This is a genomic window from Streptomyces sp. NPDC002032 (assembly GCF_042890765.1).
Lineage (GTDB): Bacteria > Actinomycetota > Actinomycetes > Streptomycetales > Streptomycetaceae > Streptomyces.
In genome coordinates, this window is the sequence record NZ_JBIASM010000010.1 from 188,234 (window position 1) to 206,523 (window position 18,290).

20 protein-coding genes and 1 pseudogene are annotated in these 18,290 nt (G+C 73.4%); 14 read left to right on the top strand and 7 right to left on the bottom strand.

Annotation, left to right across the window (positions count from 1 at the left end; genetic code table 11):
- Positions 1 to 7: 7 nt before the first annotated feature.
- Complete coding sequence (locus ACFYYT_RS23560; RefSeq protein ID WP_351820362.1) at positions 8 to 919, top strand: ATP-binding cassette domain-containing protein; 912 nt, start codon at positions 8 to 10, stop codon at positions 917 to 919.
- A complete protein-coding gene (locus ACFYYT_RS23565; protein ID WP_351820360.1) occupies positions 916 to 1,779 on the top strand; it encodes an ABC transporter permease in 864 nt (287 codons plus the stop codon). Before ACFYYT_RS23560 ends, ACFYYT_RS23565 begins: the two co-directional genes overlap by 4 nt.
- Before the next feature lie 6 nt (positions 1,780 to 1,785).
- Here the strand turns inward: ACFYYT_RS23565 and ACFYYT_RS23570 are convergent, their stop codons facing one another.
- Complete coding sequence (locus ACFYYT_RS23570; RefSeq protein WP_351820357.1) at positions 1,786 to 2,295, bottom strand: hypothetical protein; 510 nt, start codon at positions 2,293 to 2,295, stop codon at positions 1,786 to 1,788.
- A gap of 149 nt (positions 2,296 to 2,444) precedes the next feature.
- Here ACFYYT_RS23570 and ACFYYT_RS23575 point away from each other — a divergent pair, with 149 nt between their 5' ends.
- Positions 2,445 to 3,740 carry a histidine kinase gene (locus ACFYYT_RS23575; RefSeq protein ID WP_351820355.1) on the top strand — a complete coding sequence of 432 codons (1,296 nt, stop codon included), beginning with the start codon at positions 2,445 to 2,447 and terminating at the stop codon, positions 3,738 to 3,740.
- Positions 3,731 to 4,378 (top strand): response regulator transcription factor, encoded by a 648-nt coding sequence (locus ACFYYT_RS23580; protein WP_351820353.1) that lies wholly within the window; start codon positions 3,731 to 3,733, stop codon positions 4,376 to 4,378. The genes ACFYYT_RS23575 and ACFYYT_RS23580 overlap by 10 nt, the downstream gene beginning before the upstream one ends.
- Before the next feature lie 23 nt (positions 4,379 to 4,401).
- Here the strand turns inward: ACFYYT_RS23580 and ACFYYT_RS23585 are convergent, their stop codons facing one another.
- Both ACFYYT_RS23585 and ACFYYT_RS23590 read right to left on the bottom strand, forming a co-directional pair.
- Positions 4,402 to 4,791: an STAS domain-containing protein gene (locus ACFYYT_RS23585; protein WP_351820350.1), complete on the bottom strand. Its 390-nt coding sequence runs from the start codon at positions 4,789 to 4,791 to the stop codon at positions 4,402 to 4,404.
- A 311-nt stretch (positions 4,792 to 5,102) separates the two neighbouring features.
- Positions 5,103 to 5,942, bottom strand: a complete 840-nt coding sequence (locus ACFYYT_RS23590) for an NAD(P)H-binding protein (RefSeq protein ID WP_351820349.1) — start codon at positions 5,940 to 5,942, stop codon at positions 5,103 to 5,105.
- Between the two features lie 100 nt (positions 5,943 to 6,042).
- On the opposite strand from ACFYYT_RS23590, the pseudogene ACFYYT_RS23595 reads away from it, so the two are divergent.
- Positions 6,043 to 6,405: pseudogene (locus ACFYYT_RS23595) on the top strand (winged helix-turn-helix transcriptional regulator); the annotation flags it as partial.
- A 21-nt stretch (positions 6,406 to 6,426) separates the two neighbouring features.
- Here ACFYYT_RS23595 and ACFYYT_RS23600 read toward each other — a convergent pair.
- Positions 6,427 to 6,795 (bottom strand): PRC-barrel domain-containing protein, encoded by a 369-nt coding sequence (locus ACFYYT_RS23600; RefSeq protein WP_351820347.1) that lies wholly within the window; start codon positions 6,793 to 6,795, stop codon positions 6,427 to 6,429.
- 104 nt (positions 6,796 to 6,899) lie between these two features.
- On the opposite strand from ACFYYT_RS23600, the gene ACFYYT_RS23605 reads away from it, so the two are divergent.
- Positions 6,900 to 7,685 carry a class I SAM-dependent methyltransferase gene (locus ACFYYT_RS23605; RefSeq protein WP_351820344.1) on the top strand — a complete coding sequence of 262 codons (786 nt, stop codon included), beginning with the start codon at positions 6,900 to 6,902 and terminating at the stop codon, positions 7,683 to 7,685.
- On the opposite strand, the gene ACFYYT_RS23610 is transcribed toward ACFYYT_RS23605, so the two are convergent.
- Together ACFYYT_RS23610 and ACFYYT_RS23615 are read right to left on the bottom strand one after the other, a co-directional pair.
- Positions 7,627 to 8,667, bottom strand: coding sequence for a hypothetical protein (locus tag ACFYYT_RS23610; RefSeq protein WP_351820341.1), 1,041 nt, complete (start codon positions 8,665 to 8,667; stop codon positions 7,627 to 7,629). The genes ACFYYT_RS23605 and ACFYYT_RS23610 overlap by 59 nt on opposite strands.
- Before the next feature lie 684 nt (positions 8,668 to 9,351).
- On the bottom strand, positions 9,352 to 9,558 hold the full coding sequence (locus ACFYYT_RS23615) for a hypothetical protein (protein WP_351820338.1): 207 nt from the start codon (positions 9,556 to 9,558) through the stop codon (positions 9,352 to 9,354).
- An 86-nt stretch (positions 9,559 to 9,644) separates the two neighbouring features.
- Between ACFYYT_RS23615 and ACFYYT_RS23620 the strand changes: the two genes are divergently transcribed.
- Positions 9,645 to 9,986 (top strand): hypothetical protein, encoded by a 342-nt coding sequence (locus ACFYYT_RS23620; protein WP_351820335.1) that lies wholly within the window; start codon positions 9,645 to 9,647, stop codon positions 9,984 to 9,986.
- 25 nt (positions 9,987 to 10,011) lie between these two features.
- Here ACFYYT_RS23620 and ACFYYT_RS23625 read toward each other — a convergent pair whose 3' ends face one another.
- Positions 10,012 to 10,242, bottom strand: a complete 231-nt coding sequence (locus ACFYYT_RS23625; RefSeq protein WP_351820332.1) for a DUF6480 family protein — start codon at positions 10,240 to 10,242, stop codon at positions 10,012 to 10,014.
- Between the two features lie 260 nt (positions 10,243 to 10,502).
- Between ACFYYT_RS23625 and ACFYYT_RS23630 the strand changes: the two genes are divergently transcribed.
- The 7 genes from ACFYYT_RS23630 (at position 10,503) to ACFYYT_RS23660 (ending at position 18,220) form a co-directional block, all read left to right on the top strand.
- Positions 10,503 to 11,918: an NAD-dependent succinate-semialdehyde dehydrogenase gene (locus ACFYYT_RS23630; RefSeq protein ID WP_351820329.1), complete on the top strand. Its 1,416-nt coding sequence runs from the start codon at positions 10,503 to 10,505 to the stop codon at positions 11,916 to 11,918.
- A gap of 78 nt (positions 11,919 to 11,996) precedes the next feature.
- Positions 11,997 to 12,824 (top strand): aldo/keto reductase, encoded by an 828-nt coding sequence (locus tag ACFYYT_RS23635; RefSeq protein WP_351820326.1) that lies wholly within the window; start codon positions 11,997 to 11,999, stop codon positions 12,822 to 12,824.
- 181 nt (positions 12,825 to 13,005) lie between these two features.
- Positions 13,006 to 14,538 (top strand): glucose-6-phosphate dehydrogenase, encoded by a 1,533-nt coding sequence (gene zwf, locus ACFYYT_RS23640; RefSeq protein WP_388609138.1) that lies wholly within the window; start codon positions 13,006 to 13,008, stop codon positions 14,536 to 14,538.
- Between the two features lie 32 nt (positions 14,539 to 14,570).
- The gene (locus ACFYYT_RS23645; protein ID WP_351829688.1) at positions 14,571 to 15,974 is read left to right on the top strand and encodes an MFS transporter; all 1,404 of its coding nucleotides are present in this window, start codon (positions 14,571 to 14,573) and stop codon (positions 15,972 to 15,974) included.
- A gap of 24 nt (positions 15,975 to 15,998) precedes the next feature.
- Positions 15,999 to 16,409: an EF-hand domain-containing protein gene (locus ACFYYT_RS23650; protein WP_351829691.1), complete on the top strand. Its 411-nt coding sequence runs from the start codon at positions 15,999 to 16,001 to the stop codon at positions 16,407 to 16,409.
- Positions 16,410 to 16,923: 514 nt separating this feature from the next.
- Entirely contained in the window at positions 16,924 to 17,367 is a 444-nt protein-coding gene (locus tag ACFYYT_RS23655) for a luciferase family protein (RefSeq protein ID WP_351829694.1), read from the top strand.
- Between the two features lie 142 nt (positions 17,368 to 17,509).
- The gene (locus tag ACFYYT_RS23660; RefSeq protein WP_351829696.1) at positions 17,510 to 18,220 is read left to right on the top strand and encodes a hypothetical protein; all 711 of its coding nucleotides are present in this window, start codon (positions 17,510 to 17,512) and stop codon (positions 18,218 to 18,220) included.
- Positions 18,221 to 18,290: the final 70 nt, after the last annotated feature.

An 18,290-nucleotide genomic window follows, 5' to 3' on the forward strand; every position in this document is an offset into this window, starting at 1 on the left:
TGGACCCGTGATCGAATCCACCCGACTGACCAAGCGGTACGGCGACACCGTCGCCGTCGACAACCTGACCTTCACCGTGGAACCCGGCAAGGTCACCGGCTTCCTCGGCCCGAACGGTGCCGGCAAATCCACCACCCTGCGGATGATCCTGGGCCTGAACACCCCCACCAGCGGGTCCGTCACCGTGGACGGGGTTCCCTTCTCGCAGCGCCCCCGCGGACTGCGCCACGTCGGCGCGCTGCTGGACGCCCAGGACGTCCACGGCGGACGCAGCGCGAGGGCGCACCTGACCGCCCTGGCCCGCAGCAACCGCATCCCCCCGGCCCGCGTGGACGAGGTCCTCCAGGAGGTCGGGCTGGCCAAGGCGGCGCGGCGCCGGATCGGAGGGTTCTCCCTCGGCATGAAACAGCGCCTCGGCATCGCGGGCGCCCTGCTCGGCGATCCGCCGGTGCTGCTCTTCGACGAGCCCCTGAACGGTCTGGACCCCGAGGGGGTGCTGTGGGTGCGCGGCCTGTTCCGCCGGCTGGCGTCCGAGGGCCGCACCGTGTTCGTCTCGAGCCACATGATGGCCGAGATGGAGCACACCGCCGACCGGCTCATCGTCGTCGGGCAGGGCCGGCTGATCGCCGACGAGGGCCTGGAGGACTTCTCGGCCCGCAACGCCACCCTGGGCGTGACCGTGCGCACGCCCGGCCTGGCGGCCCTGGAGGCCGTGCTGATCGCCGAGGGCGCGTCGGTGCGCCGCGAGGGCGACCGGGCGGTCCGGGTCACCGGCCTGACCGCGGCCCGGATCGGCGAACTGGCCCACCGGCACCGCATCATGCTGCACGAACTCGCCACCCACACCTCGTCCCTGGAGTCGGCGTTCATGTCCCTCACCGCCGACAGCGTCGAATACCTCGCGGGAGAAGCCCGATGAGCACCATGACGTCCCGCGCCATCAAGCCGTCCGGGCGCGCCGGCGAACCGGCGGCCAGGTTCACCGACCTGCTCGCCGCCGAGTGGATCAAGATGCGGTCCCTCCGGTCGACCTACTGGGTGCTCGCCCTGAGCGCCGTCGTCGCCATCGCGATCAACGTCAACGCCGTCCACTCCGACCTGACGTACATAGACCAGCCGCATCCCGCTCCCCCCGGTGTGCCCCCCTTCACGTACGACCCGCTGTTCCACGGCCTGGGCAGCATCGCGATCGACGTCATGGCACTGGCCGCGGCCAGCTTCGGCGCCATCACGGTCTTCGGCGAGTACGCCACCGGAATGATCCGCACCACGCTCGCCGCCACCCCCGACCGGCGCGCGGTGGTCGCGGCGAAGGTGGTTCTCGTCACGGCGATCACGCTCTTCCTCGGTGTGACCGTCTCCGTGACCTCGTTCCTCACCACGAACGCGATGCTCGCGTCCCGCCACATCGGACTCTCCCTCCACGACCCCGGCTGCCTGCGGGCCGTCGCGGCGTACGCGCTGGTCATCCCGGTCTGCGCGCTCATCGGCCTCGCGTTCGGTGCCGTCCTGCGACACGCCACGGCCTCCATCGTCGCCGTCGTGTCCATGCTCTTCCTCCTGCCCATGCTCTTCGGGGGCGACAGGTACCGGCTCCTGAAGGAGATCGGCAACCACCTGCCGCTGGCCGCGCAGGCCCGGCTGGCGCTGAACCCCGACGGCCGCACCAGCCTGGGCACGTACCCGGCAACGATCACGGGCTCCTGGGTCGCACTCGCGGCCTGGGCGCTCGTCTCCGTGACCGTCGCGGTGACGGTCATGCGCCGCCGGGACGTCTGAGACGGCTCAACGGGCGTCCCGCGCGCCGTCTTTGCCGTGCGCGCCGGGGCCGCCCGGGAACGCCGCCCGCAGGGCGGCGCCGCGCAGGGTGAGGGCGACGCGGGCGACCGGGAGCACGCAGAGCGCTTGCAGCGCCGCGTACCACCACGGGCAGACGCCCGGGATCAGGTCCACCCCGACGATCGCGACGGGGAAGACGGCCGAGACGCCGCGCAGCCGCTCGAAGGAGCGCCGGGAACCGCGGGACGCGGAGCCGGCCAGGCGGTGCAGCAGCACCGCTACGAGGGGGAGCAGGATCGCGCGGATCCACATGAACGGGTTCACCAGGTGGCCCGTGCCCGCGACCGCGATGACCGTCAGCAGGGCGGCGCCGGTGAGTACGCCGTAGATCCTGATGCCGGTTCCGATCGTGCCGAAGGCGGCGCGGGCTGCGGGGCCGTCGAGGAGGGCCGGGCCGGCGGCGGTGGCGGTGGTGGGGGGCGTCGGCGTGGCCGGGGAGTGCGCGTTGGTTTCCATGACCACGACGCTAGGGACCGGCCGTGCGGCGCGGTATCGGCCTGGACCCACAGGGGGGTGGGGCCAGACCCACTCCCCGGCAGGCCCGGTGCGTCGCGGGCGCCGGGCGGTGCACAGTAGGGGCGGGGCAAGGAGAGTGAGGGGGAGTCATGGGACGGGTGGGTTCCCGGGTGGTCCGGGCCGTGGGCCACGCTGCGGTGCGGGCCGCGGTGCAGGTCGGCGTCGGCTTCGGGCGGGCGTGTGCCGGCGCCGCCGTCTGCCTGCTCGTGCCGGTGGTGTGGACCGGCGCGGTGGGGCTGGGGGTGTGGTGCGGGGCGGAGCACCCGTGGTCGTGGATCGGGCCCGTCGTGATCGTGTGCGCGGGCACTCTCGCACTGGCGCGGACCGTCTGCCGGGCGGTCCGCGCCCTCGTCGCGCGCTGGACCGGGACGGCCATCCCCGCCGGTCACCGCGAGGCCGGGCCCGTGACGCAACTGTCCACCGGGTACTGGTGGAACGGCTTCAGCTACGAACGCAGCCGCCGGGACGCCGTCATGGACCAGCGGATGCGGCTGTGGTGGAGCGACCCCGCCACCTGGCGCGACCTGCGGTTCGCCGTCATCGCCCCGCTCACCGCCGGGGTGGTGGCCGCCCTCCCGCCGGCCGCGCTGGCCGTCGCCGTCCTCGGAGCGGCGATCCCCGTGCCCGGGCCCGCCGCGCGCCCGATCGCGGCCTGCGCCCTCGCCGTCGCCATCGGCTGCGCCCCGTACGCCTGGCGGTCGCTGCCCCGGGTGGCCGTCCGCTTCCTCGCCCCCTCGCCCGCGATGGCGCTGGCCCGGCGGGTGGACGAGCTGACCGCCCAGCGCGCCGACGCCACCGTCGCGCAGGCCGCCGAGATCCGCCGCATCGAGCGCGACCTCCACGACGGCGCCCAGGCCCGCCTCGTCGCACTCGGACTCGCCCTGGCCACCGCCGAGGCGCTGATGGACCGGGACCCCGCGCAGGCCAAGGCGCTGATGCGGGAGGCGCGCACCGGGGCCGCCGCCTCGCTGACCGAACTCCGCGAGCTGATCCGGGGCATCAGCCCGCCCGTCCTCAGCGAGCGCGGGCTCCTCGACGCCGTCCGCGCCCTCGCGCTGGACGTCCCCCTCGACGTGGCCGTCAGTTCCGGCGGCCCGCTGCGCCTGGACCCGCCGATCGAGTCGGCCGTCTACTTCGGCGTCGCCGAGCTCCTCACCAACGCGGTCAAGCACGCCGGGGCGGCCCGGGCGCACGTCAGCCTCGTACGGGACGAGACGGGCATCGTCGTCGAGGTCGAGGACGACGGGCGGGGCGGGGCCGACGCCCCGCCCGGCGGCGGGCTCGCCGGACTGCGCCGCCGCCTGGCCGCCTTCGACGGCACGCTCGCGATCACCAGCCCCCGGGGCGGCCCGACCCGTGTGAGGATGACCCTGCCATGCGCATAGCCGTAGCCGAAGACCTGTACCTGCTGCGCGACGGGATGGTCCGCCTGATCGAGGCGTTCGGGCACGAGGTGGTGGCCACCGCCGCCACCGGCCCCGAGACGCTCGACGCCCTGCGGACGCACCGCCCGGACGTGTCCGTCATCGACGTGCGCATGCCCCCGACCCAGTCGGACGAGGGCCTGCGCGCCGCCCTCACCGCCCGCGCGGAGATCCCCGGCCTGCCGGTCCTGATCCTCTCCCAGCACGTGGAGCAGCTGTACGCCCGCGAACTGCTGGCCGACGGCTCCGGCGGCGTCGGCTACCTCCTCAAGGAGAGCGTGTTCGACGCCGAGCAGTTCATCGGTTCCCTGGAACGCGTCGCGGCGGGCGGCACCGCCATGGATCCGGCCGTGATCGCGAAGCTGCTGACCGGCAGCGCCCCCGGCCGGGGGCTGGGCCGGCTCACCGAACGCGAGTACTCCGTACTGGGATTGATGGCCGAGGGCCTGTCCAACCACGCCATCGCGCGCCGCCTCTTCCTCAGCGAGGGCGCCATCAGCAAGTACACGACCTCCCTGTTCGGCAAGCTCGGCGTCACGGACGACGACGACACCAACCGCCGCGTCCGCGCGGTCCTCGCCTACCTGAACAAGCCCTGAGAGCGGCGCCGGAGCGCTCCGCCTCACCCCTCTGCGGTGAAGGCGAAGCAGCGGCGGGTGTCGCTGAGGTCGAAGAGCCGTCTCAGGCCGGTGCTGAGGGGACCGGCGAGGACGAACCCGTGCGCGGCGCGGGCGTCGAGCAGGGCGTGCAGGAGCGCGGTGTCGGCGAAGGCGACGCCGCTGAGGTCGACGACGGTCCGGCCGCGCGCCCGGTGCAGGGCGGTGTGCAGGACGTGTACGGAGTCGAGGTCGAGCTCGCCCCGGACGCGGATCACGGTCCCGTCGGGCCCCATCTCGCAGTCGGCCTCGGCCGGTTCCGGAGGCGGCGTCGCGGTGGAGCGGGGGCCGGGGCCGGGGCGGGAGGGGGAGTGGGAGCGGGGCGGGCGCGGGGCGCCGTGGGTACGCAGGGGCATGTTGCCGTCCTTGTGGGTGGGACACCCCTCCCTTTCCGCGCGCTACAGCGGGAAAGAAGCGCGCGGCCGTTCGGCGGCCGCGCGGTCGAGGAGGCCCGTACCGGAGCGCCCCCTGCACCGGGCAGGGGACGCGGCGGCGCGGATATCACCAAGGGCTCTCCCCAACGTAACTCCCGGCGGGGGCAAATGACCCCGCCCCCACGGACCGCGTACGGCGCGAGCGGGGCCGCGGGGGTGCGGTGGCGGTGTCCGGGCCGGCTCCGCGCCGCACCCGTTCGCTCCGTACCCGTTCGCTCCGTACGCGGGCGGGGTCAGCGGAAGGCGGCCACGTTGCGGGCGGCCCAGTCGGCGAAGGGGCGCGGGGCGCGGCCCAGGACCCGCTGGACGTCCGGGCTGACGCGCAGCTCGGCCGGGCTCGGGGAACCGAGGATGTCCAGTGTGTCTGCGGCGAGTTCCGCCGGCATGCTCCGGGCCATGGCCGCCCCGGCCTCCTCGCGCGTGAGCTCGTGGAACCCGACGGGCGTGCCCAGCGCGGCGGCGATGGCCTCCGTCTGCCCCCGCGGAGTGATCACCTCCGGGCCGGTCAGCTCGTACGCGGCGCCGGTGTGCCGCTCGTCCAGCAGGCAGGCCGCCGCGACCTCGGCGATGTCCGCCGGGTCGATGACCGGCACCCCGACGTCCCCGAACGGCGCGGCGACGAGCCGCTGCGCGCGGACGGACTCGGCCCACCACAGGGCATTGGAGGCGAAGCCGCCCGGCCGCAGGACGGCCCACTCCAGGCCGGAGCCGCGCAGGGCGTCCTCCAGCGCGCGCATCGCGATCCGGGTCGTGCCGAAGGGCCTGGTCACGACGCCGAGCGTGGAGAGCAGGACGATGCGGCGGACCCCGGCGGCCGCGGCCCGGCCGATGATGCCGGCCGGGCCGGCTCCCGTGGCGTGCAGGTCGCCGGACAGCAGCAGGAACAGGGACTTCGCCCCGGCCAACGCCGGTTCCAGGCCGGCCGGTTCGGCCAGGTCGGCCACGACGTGCCGGACGCCGTCCGGCACCGCCGCCGCGTGCCGCGACACCGCCGTCACCTGCTCGCCCGCCCCGGCGAGCGCCCGCGTCAATGGCCGTCCGATGTTTCCGGTGGCCCCGGTGATCACGATCATGATGCAGCTCCTCGTCGTTCGTGCCCTCTGTGGCCAGGGCCGTCACGCTAGGAGCTGGGCTAACTTCTGGTAAGGACATACCTCAGGGTAAGCTCCGGGCATGGTGGAAGGCGTGCAGCAAGGACAGGCCGGACCGGCCAAGGGGTATGACGTGTTTCACACGGACTGTCCCGCCCGCGACGTGGTCGACCACGTGACCAGCAGGTGGGGCGTCTGGGTGCTGATCTCCTTGCGGAGCAACGACCTTCGGTTCTACGAGCTGCGCGACGGCATTCGCGGCATCAGCGAGAAGATGCTCTCCCAGACCCTGCGGGCGCTGGTCCAGGACGGCCTGGTCTGGCGGGAGGTCGAGCCGACGACACCGCCCCAGGTCACCTACGGGCTCACCGAGTTCGGCCGGGACATCGGCGAACCGCTGACGGAGCTGTTCGACCGCATCACCCGCCGCCTGCCGCCCGCGCCCACGCCCGGCCGGGCCGCTGCCTCAGGCGGTGCGGCGGCCGACGGCCGCGCCGAAGCCGTAGTAGGTGCTCAGCGCGGAGCGGTAGTCGGCGTGGCCGAGGTGACGCTCGCGGTCGAACTCGGGGGCGTTCTTGAGCTCGCTCTTGGTGAGGTCCACGTAGATCTTCCGGGACTCCTCGTCGACCTTTGTGATGGCGCGGACCGGGAGCAGGATCTCCTTGCCGAAGATCCATACACCGGTGTCGACGACCAGGTAGGACGAGCCGACCTCGTGGGAGTTCGCGTCGATCTTGCCGACGGGCCCCTCGGTCGCCTCCACGGTGAACCCGGTCAGGTCGATGCCCGGCCGCCAGCCCGAAGTCTTGCGGTAGGCCCACACGTTCGCGTTCACGCTAAGCAACTCCCTCATCCACGGCGGTCGGTCACTGCCCCGCGGCTGCCCACTCCCCGCACCCGCAAACCCCCGGCCTCCCGAGGGGGTGATGGACTCACGCCATGACGACATGGCCGCTCCGCATCATGCGAGCACTTGAGCAGTTCCATGCCACCCACCCCTGGGACCACAACGCCCACTATCACCGGTGGATCCTGCGCCAACTGCCCAGACGTCTCGGCAGGGCTCTGGACGTCGGATCAGGCAGCGGGGACCTCGCCAGACTCCTGGCCTCACGGGCCGGAGCAGTGCACGGTATCGACGTCGATCCCACGATCGTCGATCGCGCGCGGGAGCTCACCGACCCCGCCGCCCCGGTGAGCTTCACCGTCGGAGACGCACTGAAGGAGGCGCCGCCCGGCCCTTACGACGCCATCACCTGTGTCGCCACCATCCACCACATGCCGTTCAGAGACGCTCTCACCTGCTTCCGCCACCAGCTGTCGCCCGGCGGAGCTCTGGTCGTCGTCGGCGTCTACCGCCCGCAGCCTCCGAGCGATTACCTGATCGACGCCGTGGCCATTCCGGCGAACGTCGCCATGGCCTGGCTCAAGAACAAGGGTCGCAAGGCGCCGCGGCCGGCCTCGATGACCGCCCCGACCCGACCGGCGACCATGACCTTCGCGGACACCGTCCTCGACGCCCGCCAGGCGCTCCCTGGTGCACGGCTGCGCCGACGACTGTTCTGGCGCTACACGCTGGTCTGGCACCGTTCCCAGGAGGCCGGCCGCACGGCGTGCCCCGAGGCCAAAGGCCGGTTGCGCGCCGCGCGCCCCGGGGTGCGACGGGCTACTGGATGCTCCAGCGGTGCGGGTGCTCGGGATGTCGGGGGCAGGCGAATACGTTGAGCTCGCCCCCGCCCCCCACGATGACCTCCGTGGGAGTGGCGCAACGGTGCGTGGGCCGGTCCTGGTCCTCCAGCGGTTTCCAGCTGCCGCTTCCGTCGTCCCATTCCGAGCTGTCGACGGTCAGCAGCAGGTGCATCGGGGTCGAGCAGGTCAGGCAGTCCATGGGATGCGGGTCGGTCGCGTGCCAGGAGGCGAAGCCGCCCACCCGCCAGCCGGGCGGGATGGACAGGTCGTACTGGTAGCCGAGCGGCTCCGTCGTGCATTCGTCCGCCGATGGCTCGGCCTCCTCTGCAAGGTCTTCAAGGGCTTCCTCCCAGGCGTCGATCCGGGCGCACAGCTCCTCGGGCAGGAGGCCGGCGAACGGGTAGGTGACCACCTGCTCCGGATGCAGCACACAGGGCTCGGGCACGAAGCCATCGGACCCGACGACCAGCGGCTGCGGCGGCACGGCCAGCACCTCGCCGACCTCCCACGACCGCCGCCAGCGCAGGTGCAGCCCAAGGTCGTACCGGCCCGGGCCGTGCGCGTCGAAGGGACACCAGAACACTTGCAGCAGATCGCAGTCGCCCGGCCCCGCCGGCAGGTCGGGCACGTCCCGTCGGTACAGCTGTGCCAGGCCGATCAGCGGCAGCGGACCGGCCTCGGACGCCCCGGGGATCCGGTGCTCCCGGCGCAGCTCACCCAGGAGCTCCCGTTCTTCGTCGGTCGGGCCGGGATCTTCCTCGCGGGCCCACGCGGATGCCAGAACCCGCCGATGGCTGCGGATGTCGGCCGGGCGCCGGCCCCGCCCACGGCCGTGGGCCTCCCCGCACACCGGCCACGGCTCGTCCGCCGGCCACAGCAGGGGACCGCCCACGGAACTGGCCGAAGCGTCCGGTGTGCCCGGCCGCGGATGAAGCCGAGTCGTCGTCCCCCGAAAGGCGGCCAGTTCCGGGAAGAGCACCTCGACGTCGAGAGGGCGCGGGGGAGTGGTTCTGGTCATGGACACGACCCTAGACACCCTCACGCCGTCACGTGGAGAACGGCCCCCGCGGAAATCGGGTACGCGCCGCGGACGCGTCCTGCGAGGCTGTGGGGGTGAGCGAGACGACTCCTTATGACGCCGACCGTGCCCGATTCCCCCGCCAGGCCCTGGCGCGCCTCGTCCTGTGCGATCACGCAACGGACGTGGCGGACGGCGCCGCCGGCCTGGTCGCCACCGGCAACGACCCCGACACCGGCCCCGGAGGCCGGGCGAGCCAGGCGTTCCAGCTCGTAGAGCTCGCGGAGCGCGCTCTGGCCTCGGCCGTGATCTACGAACGGGAGCGGGGCAGCTCCTGGACGGACATCGCCCAGTACCTGGGCATCGGTCCGGCAGCGGCGCAAGAGCGGTTCGCCGCGGCCCTGGACGACTGGAACACGGCCTTCGAGGTCCCCTACCGGCTCGACGACACCGGTCGAAAGCGCATACCCCAACTGCCCACGGCAGCGTACGACCCCGTCTGGGCATGCGGCCGACTCGATACCTGGGCCGCGAACCGGCTCCGTGTCCCGCGACGAGCGCCCCGTCAGCTCGGGTCTCGTCCAGGCTGTGCCGGAAGAGGAGCTGCCCTCCGTGACCCCGTAGCGGCGTTCGCCGGAAGCCCTCGCGGTGGCGCACCGGAAGGTCCGGCCGCAGGCGGCCGGGCTATCCGGTCGCGCCGGCGTCCGTGACCAAGCGGACGAGGGTGTCGACGAGCTCGTCGGCGGTGGCGTTCAGGCCCTCGGCGTCGAGGTGGCCCGTGAGCTCCATGTCGGCGATGCCGTGGGCACCGGCCGGCAGCAGGGCCCCGAAGCGCCGGGTGTCCGGTTCGCCGACGAGGTCGGCGACGATGGCCAGGGCGCCGAGGGCCACGAGGCCGACGGCCGCCCGCGGACCCGGCGGTCCGGCAGCCGGGAAGTGGGCCGGATGGACCCGCCGAGCCTGGGCACCAGCGGGGCATGGCAGTCCTTCGAACGTCCTGCTCCACCTACCCGCGGCTCGGCCCGCGCCTCCTGGCGGAGGCGGTCGGGCTCCTCACCCGGGGCGCCCGGCGCCGTGGCGGGGCGCCGGGCGCCGCCGTCTGCCCGACGGCCTGCGCGCACCGGTCCGGTACGGCCCGTACGGGCACTGCGGGCGGCCCCCGCACCGGCGACCGCCGCCGCCCCGGCGCCGTGGCCCGGCGTGAACGAGCCGCACACGAGGCGGTGGCCTCCCGCACCACGGGCCCGGAGGACCTGGCCTCGCTCCTCGACATGCTGGACCTGCGGCGAGGACAGGGCGGCGAGGGCGGACAGCACTGACGCGCGGCGCCCAGCACCCCGTGGCTCAGATGTTGAGGGTGATGGCGTAGGCCAGGAAGAACAAGGCGACGGACAGGGCGAGCAGGCAGATCAGCACGAGCGGCCCCATGGCCCACCCGCGGGTGAGCGGCCGGTAGGGCCCCGCTCCGCTGCCGGTGCTCGATTCGCAGGGCGGCGTCTCGCCCGGGGGGACCCCGGGGTTCGTCCCGTGCAGGGGGAGGCGCGGCTGTAGCGGCTCCGGGAAGTGTGCGGCCATGGGTCTGCCTTCCTGGCCTGGTCCGGCTCGACTGGCTCCCCGGGCCGGTGGGAGTGGTGGTGTGCGGCGCCTACCCGCCGCCCACCGCCCCACTCCCCGGCGGTCGCCCCGCTCCGCCCCCCGCCCCGCCCCCGCCCCACTCATCGGCCACGCCCGCGAGCCGTTTGCCCACGTCAATGCCGGGTAGCGGCTAAGGAAGCGAGATACATACCTTTTCGCCCCTTCCGTACAGCCGACTGCCGACCGTTTTATGGAGAGTCATGTCGGATCAAACGAAGAGCCCGTTCGCGACCGTGAACCCGTACACCGGGAAGACGATCGTGGAATTCCCGGTCATCGAGGGCGAAGAAGTGGACAACGCGCTCGCGCTCGCCGCCGATGCCTCCGACGCCTGGCGCGAGCGGCCCGTCGAAGAGCGCGCGGCCGTCGTCGGGCGCGCGGCGGAGCTGATGAGGGAACGCAAGGAAGAGCTCGCCCAGCTGATCACCCTGGAGATGGGCAAGCTCATAGCCGAGGCCCGCGCAGAGGTCGACCTCGCCGCCTCGATCCTGGAGCACTACGCGCACCACGGCGCCGGATACATCGCCGACGAGCGGCTCGACGTAGGGGAGGGCGAGGCCCACCTCGTCTACCAGCCCCTCGGCGTCCTCCTGGGCGTCATGCCGTGGAACTTCCCGCTCTACCAGGTGGTCCGCTTCGCCGCGCCCAACCTGGTGCTGGGCAACACCCTGCTGGTCAAGCACGCCGGGATCTGCCCGCAGTCCGCCCTCGCCCTGGAATCGCTGTTCCGCGACGCCGACGCCCCGGAAGGCGTGTACACGAACCTGTTCGTGAGCCACGAGGAGATCTCCCGCATCATCGACAGCACGAGCGTCCGCGGCGTCTCCCTCACCGGCAGCGAGAGGGCGGGAGCCCGGGTCGCGGAAGCGGCCGGACGGAACATGAAGCCCAGCCTGCTGGAGCTCGGCGGCAGCGACGCCTTCATCGTCCTCGACGGCGAAGGCCTGGAACGCACCGTGGCCGCCGCCGTGAAGGGACGCATGGGGAACACCGGCCAGAGCTGCGTGGCCTCGAAGCGGTTCATCGTGCTGGACGAGGTCCACGACGACTTCGTGGACGGCCTGCGCCGCGCCTTCGAGGAGCTGGAGCCGGGCGACCCCGCCGACGAGGCGACCACCCTCGGCCCGCTCTCCTCGGAGCGGGCGGCCGCGAACCTGGCCGACCAGATCCGCGAGACCGTGGAACAGGGCGCGGAACTGGTCACCGGCGGCCACCGGATCGACCGCCCGGGCGCCTTCGTCGAACCCACCGTCCTCACCGGCGTCAAGCCGGGCATGCGCGCCTACGCCGAGGAACTCTTCGGCCCGGCCGCGGTGGTCTACCGCGTCGCCGACGAGGACGAGGCCGTCGCCCTGGCCAACGACAGCCAGTACGGCCTCGGCGGCTCGGTCTTCTGCGCGGACGCGGAACGGGGACGCCGGGTGGCGGAGCGCGTGGAGTCCGGCATGGTCTGGGTCAACCACCCGACCTCGACCCGGGCCGAACTGCCGTTCGGCGGCATCAAGCGGTCCGGCTACGGGCGGGAGCTCTCCCGCCTGGGCATGCACGAGTTCGCCAACCGCAAGCTCATCCGGGTGCTGCCCCCCGACGCGGAAGTGGGCGGCATCGCGGGCTGACAGCCCCCTCCGCACCCCCGCGCCCCACCCCCCTGCCACCCCTACACACCCAGCCACCGCGACCCCGGGAGCCGATCCGTGACCGCAGTACCCACCGTGACCCTCAACAACGCCGTCCGCATTCCCCAGCTGGGCTTCGGCACCTTCCAGATCCCCCCGGAAGAGACCCGGCGGACGACCCTGGCCGCCCTGGAGACGGGCTACCGGCACATCGACACGGCGCAGATGTACGGCAACGAGAAGGAGGTCGGCCAGGCGGTCCGCGACAGCGGCCTCGACCGCGCCGACGTCTTCGTGACCAGCAAGGTCACCAACGAAGCCCGTACGTACGACGACGCCCTCCGGGCGTTCGACCGCAGCCTGGAGGTCATGGGCTTCGACCACCTGGACCTCTTCCTCGTCCACTGGCCGCTGCCCGCCCGGCGCGACGTCGTGGAGATCTGGCGGGCCATGGAGGAGATCTACCGCTCCGGACGGGCCAAGGCCGTCGGCGTGTCCAACTTCCAGCCCCGCCACCTCAGCCGGCTGCTGGAGGGCGGCCTGCTGGTGCCCGCCGTCAACCAGATCGAGGTGCATCCGTACCTCACCCAGGCCGACGCACGGGCCTACGGAGCCGAGCACGGCATCGCCACCGAGGCCTGGTCGCCCATCGCCCGGGGCAAGGTGCTCGACGACCCGGTCATCCGGCGCGTCGCGGAGCGGGCCGGCAAGACGCCGGCTCAGGTGACCCTGCGCTGGCACCTGCAGCGCGGGGACATCGTCTTCCCGAAGTCCTCGACCCGCGCCCGCATCGAGGAGAACTTCGACCTCTTCGACTTCGAGCTCGCCGAAGCGGACATGAACGCGATCTCCGCCCTCAACCGGGACGAGCGCACCGGCCCCGACCCGGACCGCTTCGACGGCTGAACGCCCCCTCGGGTCCGTCCGGACCGGTTCGGACCGGTTCGGGCGGGCCCGGCGTGCCGGATGGACCGGGGGCGGGCAGAGTGGGGCCCGAGGACGCACGGCCGCCGCCACGGCGCGCAGACGGCACGGGGCCCGGGCCGTGCCGGTGCAGCGCTCAGGCGCGGACGAGTGAGGATGCCCGATGGCCCAGCCCGCCAGGTCCCCCGAGCCCACCGAGCCGGGCGCGCCCGCCGAGCCGGGCGCGCCCCCCGAGCCCGGCGAGACCCCCGAACCCCCCGCGGACCACGTCATCGTCCTGTTCGGCGCCACCGGCGACCTGGCCCGCCGCAAGCTGCTGCCCGGGCTGTTCCACCTGGCGCGGGCGGGGCTGATGCCGCGGCGCTACCGCATCGTCGGCACCGCGCCGGCCGCGGAAGCCCTGACCGACCAGGAGTTCCGGGCCCACGCGCAGCAGGCCGTCGCGCAATTCGGCCGCTCGCGGCCCGAGGGCCCGGCCTGGGAGGCGTTCGCGGCCGCCCTGACCTTCGGCGCGGCCGACACCGGAGCCGCGGAGCCCCTGGTGGCGGCGGTGCGCGGGGCCGAGACGGCGCTCGGGGGCAAGCCGCGCCGGCTCTTCCACCTGGCCGTGCCCCCCGTCGCGTTCACCTCGGTGATCGACCTGCTCGGCGCCACGGGGCTCGCCGGGGACGGCCGGGTCATCGTCGAGAAGCCCTTCGGCACCGACCTCTCCTCCGCCCGCGCGCTCAACGCCGCCATCCACGCCGTCTTCGACGAGTCACGGGTGTTCCGGATCGACCACTTCCTCGGGAAGGAAGCCGTCGACAACGTCCTCGCGCTCCGCTTCGCCAACGGGCTCTTCGAGCCGCTGTGGAACCGCGAGCACATCAGCCACGTACAGATCGACGTGCCCGAGCACATCGACATCCAGGGCCGCGCGCGCTTCTTCGAGGGCACCGGAACCTTCCGCGACATGGTCGTCACCCACCTCTTCCAGCTCCTCGGGTTCATCGCCATGGAACCGCCGGTCGCCCTGGAGGCGGACGCGCTCCGCGACGAGCAGGTCAAGCTCTTCCACAGCATGCGCCCGCTGGACCCCGCGCAGGCCGTTCGCGGCCAGTACACCGGCTACCGCGAGGAGCAGGGCGTCGATCCCGCGTCGGACACGGAGACGTTCGTCGCGCTGCGCGTCGGGATCGACAACTGGCGCTGGGCCGGCGTGCCGTTCCACCTGCGCACCGGCAAGGCCCTGGCCGAAGGCCGTCACGTGGTCACGCTCGGCCTGCGCGAGCCGGTCCTGCGGATGTTCCCGCTGGACGCGCGGGCCACCGCCGAGGGACGGGGCAACGAACTCGTCATCGACTTCGACGACCCCGGCTCCATCGCCGCCCGCTTCCTGGTCAAGGAGCCGGGGCCGTCGATGCGGCTGGCCGACGGCGAGATGGTCTTCACCTACCGCACCTCGTTCGCCGCGCAGAACTTCCTGGAGGGCTACGAGCACCTCCTGCTGGAGGCCATGCGCGGCAACCAGGCCCTGTTCACCCGGTCCGACGGCGTCGAACGGCTCTGGGAGGTCGCTGCCCCGCTGCTCGACGCGCCGCCGCCGGTGGCCCGGTACGCCCCCGGGAGCTGGGGGCCGGACGGCATCGACGCCCTCGTCGCGCCGTACCGCTGGCACCTGCCGGACGACCGGGCCCGTACGCGCGCGGCCGGATGACGGGGAGCCCCCGACCGCAGCGCAGGCGCTTCGTGCTCGCGTCCATGGGCTGCGCCGGGGGCATGATCATGCTCGACCAGACCGTCGTCGCGGTCGCCCTCGCCTCGATGGCCTCGGGTCTGGGGCTGACGACGTACGCACTGCACGGCGTGGCGCTCGTCTACGTGCTCGGGATGGCGGCGTTCGCGCCGGTCGGCGGGATGGCCGCCCGGCGTTTCGGCCTGCTGCCCACCTTCCGCTGCGGCGTCGTCGTCTTCGCCCTCGCCTCGGGCGCCTGCGGGCTCACTCCGGCGGGCGCGGCCGCCGAACCCCTTCTGCTGCTGCTGAGGGCCCTCCAGGGCGCCGGGGCCGGGCTGATGCTTCCGGTGGCCACGACCCTGATCACGCACCTCTACGAGGAACACGAACGCGGCAGGGCCCTGGCGACGTACGCGGGGCTGGCGCAGGTCTTCTTCGTCCTGGGCCCCGTGGTGGGCGCGGTGCTGACCCAGTACCTCGGGTGGCGTTCCCTCTTCCTCGTCAACGTGCCCGTCGCCGCGGCGGTCCTGTGGCTGGCCTCCAAGGCCCGGATCACGGGGGAGCCGCAGCCGGTGGGGGGCGCGCTGACCGTGGTCCGGCCCCTCCTGGTGGTCGCGTCCGTGGTCCTCCTCGTCCTCGGGCTCTACTGGTGCGGTGCCGGGGGTTTCACCGAGCCCGAGCCGTTCGCCGTGCTGCTGGGCGGCGCCATGGCCCTGGCCCTCGCGGTACGCCTCGTACTGGGCTCCCCGGAGCCCTTCCTCGACCTGCGTCTGCTGGGCATCCGCCCCTACGCCGTGGCGGTGGCGCTCACGTTCGCGGTGCAGGCCGCCCAGCTGGTCGTGCTGGTGCACGGCACGCTGTTCCTGCGGCAGGCCATGCACCGGCCGCTCCTGGCCACCGGCTTGTGCCTGCTGCCCCTGGTCGTCACCCTGACGGCGGGCACGCTCCTGTCCGGGTACCTGCTGGACCGCTCCCGGTCGGTCCGGGTGCCCGTCCTGCTCGGGCTGGTGGTCGCCACGCTGGGCGCGGTGCTCTGGACGCTGGCCCTGCCGTCGCTCTCCTACGCCCGCCAGGTGCCCGGAATGGCCCTCGCGGGGCTCGGGATGGGCCTGCCGGTTCCCGCGCTGAGTGCCGAACTCATGCGCGCGGTACCGAAGGACAAGCGGGGCGACGCCTCCGTCCTGCGCCAGACGCTGCGCCAGCTGGGCGGGGCGGTCGGGCTGGCGACCGCAGGGGCGCTGGTCCTGGCCGCCAACGACGACGCCGACGACGCGGCGGGCATCGTCACGGCCACGGCCACCCCGTCGGCCTTCCTCGCCGCGAGCGCGTTCCTGCTCGCCGCGCTGCTGTGCGCGGCCGCCCTGCTCCCGCCCAGGAGAGCCCGGCCGGACCGCACGGAGGCTCCCGGGGACAGCTGAGACGTTCCTTTTTCACCCTTGTGGGTGGACGGCTGCGACCCGGTCGTCGCCGCGTCGCGCGTCGCCCACGACGCCGTCTTCCAGGACATGGACGCCGACCAGGACGGGCGCGTGACCTTCGAGGAATACCGCACCTGGGTGGGGCACGAGGCCTTCGAGCGCTACTGCCGACGCGCGCTGGGCTCCCTGTTCGACATCGCCGACCTCGACGCCGACGGGCGGCTGGACCGCGCCGAGTTCACCCGCCTGCGCACGGCGGCGGGCAAGGGCGAGTCCGGAGTCGAGGAGGCGTTCGACGCCCTCGACGCCGACCGGGACGGCCTGGTCGACCGCGACACCTACCTGAGCGGCATCCGGGACTTCGTCACCACGGGTACCTCGCCCATGGCCGCGGCCTACGGCACCGGGCGGGCGGGTCTGCCCGCCGCCGGCTGAGCCGGCGGCCGTCGGGCCGTAGGCGGCCCCGGGGGAGGAAGCCGCCTACGGTCACCCAGCGGCGGCCGTGGCCCGTCTGCGAAGGCGCACGACCGTCCTGGCGCGTATGTCCCCGATCCCGTCCGCCAAACCCGTCACCGCGCGCATGAGTTCGGCGCTCAGCGCGGGACCGGCTGCGCGGGACCGGCGCCCTGCCTCGCGGGCCGCTGCCCACCAGGAGATCACGCGGTCGGCCACCGCATCCGGCTCCGAGGGCAGCGGGGTGAGCCCGAAGTGATCCACGAGCTCGGCCGTCCTTGTCTCCGGGGCGCATCGCTCAAGGATCGCTCACCCGCGCACGCGCTCCGCCACCGGCTCCCGAGGCCCCCCCGGATCCGACCACCGGCGCCACCGGATTCCGCCGCCCCTCGACCCGCCCTCCACCGGGGCGAGAGCCCGCGGTGCACATGATGCAGCTCCGTTTGCCCCTTCACGCCGCAGCCGGCTCACCGGCCGGCCGGAGAGGATCACCGCCATGCTCACGCTCACTCCCCGTACCGGTGCGGCCCCGAGGGTCTTCGGCCCCGCGCCGCACGGCCAGGGTTCGCAGATCTCCCCGATCATGCTCCAGGAGGAGCTGTGGGAGCGGATGCGTGCGCTGCCGTACGTGTACATGTCGCCCACGCTGGTCTCGGTGCCGCACGCCCGTGCGCTGTTCCTGCCGGAGGGCATCGGTACGGGTCCGGCCGAGGCCTTCCAGCGCGGCCGGGAGTGGGCCCACATCCACCCCCACCACGACGGCTCGCTGCACCTCACCCTCCCCGCGCAGGAGGAGGCCGAGGTCATCGGGGCGGGCTGGGGCGTGCACCACCCCGCCCAGGACGTGACCCTCATCTACGGGCCCCGCAACGCGGCGGAGCTGGAGACGGTCTGGAAGATCGTCCAGAGGTCGTACCGGTACGCCACCGGCGCGGAGTGAAGCGGGCCGCAAGGCGCGGTGGGCCACCCGTGGGCCAACGGTGACCGCCGGTTTCGGAATCGCCAGTTCCGGGGACCGTGTCCCAGCATCGCCGTGACGGCCCCCACGCCGTGACGGACCGACACGACAGCTGGGACAGCGCATGGGTTGGAAAGGCACACGTCGGACGGCCACCTCGGCCGCTCTCGCCGGAGCGATCGCCCTCGTCCTGGCGGCCCCGCTCCCGGTGGCCGCCGCTCCCCGGACGGCGGCCGCCCGGCCGGCGACCTCCCCGAGCGCCCCGACCACCCCCGCACCCCTTCCGCCCCGCCTGCCCCGCGACTTCCACGGCAAGGGCAAGTGGATCGTCCGTGACCTGGACATCACGGTGCCGTTCACCTGGGACGGCAGGAACGGCGACAGCCAGATGACCGCGGGCGGCCCGCAGTACCCCATCTGGTTCACCAACCTGATCTACCACGGCACGCTCTACACGCTGACGTACAAATGGCCCGGTCTGACCGAGCACCCCTGCTCACGCATCCCGGGCTTCAGCCTGGACGACCTGAACCGGGGGTTCGAGGGCGCCCGGTTCGTCGGCCGGGAGACCCTGCGGCGCACCACGCAACGGCAGGTGAACCACTGGCGGATGGGCGTGGTCCTCCCGCAGCTGCCTCCCGGCAACTACCCCCGCCTCCCCCTCGCCCTGGGCGACATCTACGTCGACGAGCACGACCGCGGCACCTTCTGGCAGGTGCTGCAGTTCGGCGTCCAGAACCTCTACGACCCCGAACTGGACGAGTGGCTGGTCATGGACACCTTCGAGCGCCGCCCCGGCACCGTGACCCTCCCCCGCACCTGCGCATCGCCCTGACCGCCCCGCGCCCGCGCCCGCGCCCGGCGTCGGCTCCGCTCGCAGGGCGGGAGGGGAATGTCGGACCTGG